At 60.2% G+C, this 3,509-nt stretch carries 5 protein-coding genes; all 5 read left to right on the top strand.

Annotated features, from left to right (window positions below; translation table 11 throughout):
- Positions 1-374 (top strand): gamma carbonic anhydrase family protein (locus D8V06_RS12850; protein ID WP_130931068.1); only part of this gene is annotated, 374 nt, incomplete at its 5' end.
- On the top strand, positions 371-586 hold the full coding sequence (locus D8V06_RS12845) for a DUF1289 domain-containing protein (protein WP_130905800.1): 216 nt from the start codon (positions 371-373) through the stop codon (positions 584-586). The genes D8V06_RS12850 and D8V06_RS12845, both read left to right, overlap by 4 nt.
- Before the next feature lie 190 nt (positions 587-776).
- The gene (locus tag D8V06_RS12840) at positions 777-1,244 is read left to right on the top strand and encodes a VUT family protein (RefSeq protein WP_056855198.1); all 468 of its coding nucleotides are present in this window, start codon (positions 777-779) and stop codon (positions 1,242-1,244) included.
- Positions 1,245-1,331: 87 nt separating this feature from the next.
- Positions 1,332-2,513 carry a formate-dependent phosphoribosylglycinamide formyltransferase gene (purT, locus tag D8V06_RS12835; RefSeq protein WP_130907469.1) on the top strand — a complete coding sequence of 394 codons (1,182 nt, stop codon included), beginning with the start codon at positions 1,332-1,334 and terminating at the stop codon, positions 2,511-2,513.
- Between the two features lie 186 nt (positions 2,514-2,699).
- Positions 2,700-3,248, top strand: a complete 549-nt coding sequence (locus D8V06_RS12825; RefSeq protein WP_130905798.1) for a sugar ABC transporter ATPase — start codon at positions 2,700-2,702, stop codon at positions 3,246-3,248.
- The last annotated feature ends 261 nt before the right edge of the window (positions 3,249-3,509 follow it).

The raw sequence follows: 3,509 nt of genomic DNA, 5'->3' as shown, positions 1-3,509 counted from the left end.
TCGGCAAGAACAGCAACGTCCAGGACGGCACCGTGATGCACACCGACATGGGCTATCCACTGACGATCGGCACCGGCGTGACCATTGGCCACAATGCGATGTTGCATGGCTGCACCGTGGGCGATTACAGCCTGATCGGGATCAACGCGGTGATTCTCAATGGCGCGAAGATCGGCAAGAACTGCATCATCGGCGCCAATTCGCTGATCGGTGAAGGCAAGGAAATTCCCGACGGTTCGCTGGTCATGGGCTCGCCTGGCAAAGTCGTGCGCGAGCTGACCGAACCGCAGAAGAAAATGCTCGAAGCCAGTGCTGCACATTACGTGCACAACGCTCAGCGCTACGCCCGCGACCTTGTCGAGCAGGAAGAATGACGGTTAGCGAACGCCCGGTGGCATCGCCCTGCGTGAGCATCTGTGCGCTGGACGACGATGACATCTGCACCGGTTGCCAGCGCACCGTCGAAGAAATCACCCGTTGGAGCCGCATGGACAACGACGAACGCCGCAAGGTGCTGGGGTTGTGTCATGAGCGGGCCAAGGCCAGTGGATTGGTGTGGATGTTGCCGACTAAATCCGATAGCTGAATGGTGTGGGCTTTCGTGGCGAGGGAGCTTGCTCCCGCTGGGCTGCGAAGCAGCCCCAATCCATCTGGTATAGCCCGTTCATTTCAGGGCCGCTTCGCGCCCCAGCGGGAGCAAGCTCCCTCGCCACAGGTTATTTGTGTACCGAAGATGAAGTACCCTGTGCACAAAATTGACAGGTACTACTGCTCCCATGCTCTTCCTGATCGCCTACATCAGCAGCGTCGTGCTGATCAACTACGCCTTTTCCACTGCGCCACACCTGGACATCATCTGGTCGGCCTGGGGCGGGCTGGTGTTTGTGTTGCGCGACATGGTGCAAACCCGCTTCGGCCACGGCGCGATTGCGGCGATGCTGGCCGCGCTGGTGCTGTCTTATGTCACGTCCGATCCATCCATTGCACTGGCCAGCGCTACGGCGTTCGCGGTGTCCGAATGCATCGACTGGCTGGTGTTCAGCATCACCCGGCGCCCGTTGCATGATCGCCTGTGGATAAGTTCGGCCCTGAGCATTCCCCTCGATACCTTTATCTTCTTCGGCATGATCGACGCGCTGACGCCTGGGGTGATCATCACCGCGCTGGGCTCGAAGTTCGCCGGCGTCACGGCCGTGTGGCTGATCATGGCCTGGCGTCTGCGCAAACAGGCTGTCGTCAGCTGAAGTTCATGTAAAATGCCGCGCTTTCTCCCCATGGGAAGCGCGCCAGCCGTCGCATCCCTCGATGATCCGCTCCTTGAGGACCTTCAGATGACCCGTATCGGAACTCCATTGTCGCCCACCGCGACCCGCGTATTGATGTGTGGCTGTGGCGAATTGGGCAAGGAAGTGGTGATCGAGCTGCAACGCCTGGGTGTTGAAGTGATTGCCGTCGACCGTTACGCCAACGCGCCGGCCATGCAGGTGGCGCACCGCAGCCATGTGATCAATATGCTCGATGGCGCGGCCCTGCGTGCCGTGATCGAAGCCGAGAAGCCGCACTTCATCGTGCCGGAAATCGAAGCCATCGCGACCGCGACCCTGGTCGAGCTGGAATCTGAAGGTTTCACCGTGATCCCGACCGCGCGCGCCGCGCAGTTGACCATGAACCGTGAAGGCATCCGTCGCCTGGCCGCCGAAGAGCTGGACCTGCCGACCTCGCCGTACCACTTCGCCGACACCTTCGAGGATTACCGCAAGGCGGTCGAAGACCTCGGTTTCCCGTGTGTGGTCAAGCCGGTCATGAGCTCGTCGGGCAAAGGCCAGAGCCTGTTGCGCAGCGCCGATGACGTGCAGAAAGCCTGGGATTACGCCCAGGAAGGCGGGCGTGCCGGTAAAGGTCGGGTCATCATCGAAGGCTTTATCGATTTCGATTACGAAATCACGCTGCTGACCGTTCGCCACGTTGGCGGCACCACCTTCTGCGCGCCGGTCGGCCACCGTCAGGAGAAGGGCGATTACCAGGAATCCTGGCAGCCTCAAGCCATGAGCCCGATTGCCCTGGCTGAATCCGAGCGCGTTGCCAAAGCGGTGACTGAAGCCTTGGGTGGCCGTGGTCTGTTTGGCGTCGAGTTGTTCATCAAGGGCGATCAAGTGTGGTTCAGCGAAGTCTCGCCGCGCCCTCACGACACTGGTCTGGTGACTTTGATCTCTCAGGACCTGTCGCAATTTGCCTTGCACGCTCGGGCGATTCTGGGTCTGCCGATCCCGTTGATCCGTCAGTTCGGCCCATCGGCCTCGGCGGTGATTCTGGTGGAAGGGCAGTCGACCCAGACTGCTTTCGCCAACCTCGGCGCAGCGTTGAGCGAACCGGATACCGCGTTGCGTCTGTTCGGCAAGCCTGAAGTCAATGGTCAGCGCCGCATGGGCGTGGCACTGGCGCGCGACGAGTCGATCGAAACCGCTCGCGCCAAAGCAACCCGTGCTTCGCAGGCGGTGGTCGTAGAGCTGTAAAAACCGCACTCACGGGCCTATACCTTCTATGGGCTCGCCGCAATTTACTGTAGGAGTGAGCCTGCTCGCGATAGCGATTTCATAGTCGACATTGATGTTGGCAGGCACTCCGCTATCGCGAGCAGGCTCGCTCCTACAGGGGTTGTTGATCGTTTCCCCTTCATCAAAGCTCCAGGCCTGTACCCCATGAATTCGCAAAGCATCATCGTCCCGAAAATCTCCACGCTGCCGGTGCACGAGCCCCGGGCGCGGGCGATTGTGCGTTGGCTGGTGCGCAAGAACATCATCCACGAAGAACTGACCACCTGCGGTCGTACCGGCAATCGCATGGCCCATGCCATCGGCGACGGTGCGCGCGCGGTGGTGCTGCATCCGGAAGCCTTGCCGTTCGGTGAGCCGGTCAACGGCCTGGAAATCGTCACCAAGCGCTGCATCTATACGCCGGCCAAGGGTTTCCTTGAGGAAGCGGGCTGCGCCGAATGCCGCAAGGAAATTGGCGAAGCACTGTTCGAAAGCCTCGAAGACTGGATGCCAGGGCGCACCGACAACTTCACCTGCCCCGAATGCGGGCACGAAGACGATATCAACGGCTTTCTGTTTTTGCAGGAATGCGCTTTCTCCAACCTGGGTTTCATCTTCAATAACTGGGCTGAAGCCGGGTTCAAGCAGAGCTTTCTCGACGAATTCGCCGATTGGCTCGATCAGCCGGTGAGTTGGGTCAAAGTCGAACTGTAGGTGCGGTTGATCCAGCGTGCACCCTTCTGTAGGAGCAAGGCTTGCCCGCGATGGCGTCCTCAAGATCGCCATCGCGGGCAAGCCTTGATCCTACGGACAACCGTTCGGCCGAACATCGCAAGCGGCCCCGGTTCTCGGAGAATTTCGGTTCTGCAAGCCCCGTCGATCACCGCGTCGAGAATAGACAGAGTTTTACATTGAACCCGAGGGGGTGTCTGACTATAATGGCGCGCTTCCATTTTCCCGCTCGGGAGCCCCCGC

Source organism: Pseudomonas sp. Sample_24, assembly GCF_004307605.1.
Taxonomy (GTDB): Bacteria; Pseudomonadota; Gammaproteobacteria; order Pseudomonadales; family Pseudomonadaceae; genus Aquipseudomonas.
The sequence above is the reverse complement of the archived record's forward strand: the minus strand, read 5'-3'. Positions and strand labels throughout refer to the sequence as shown.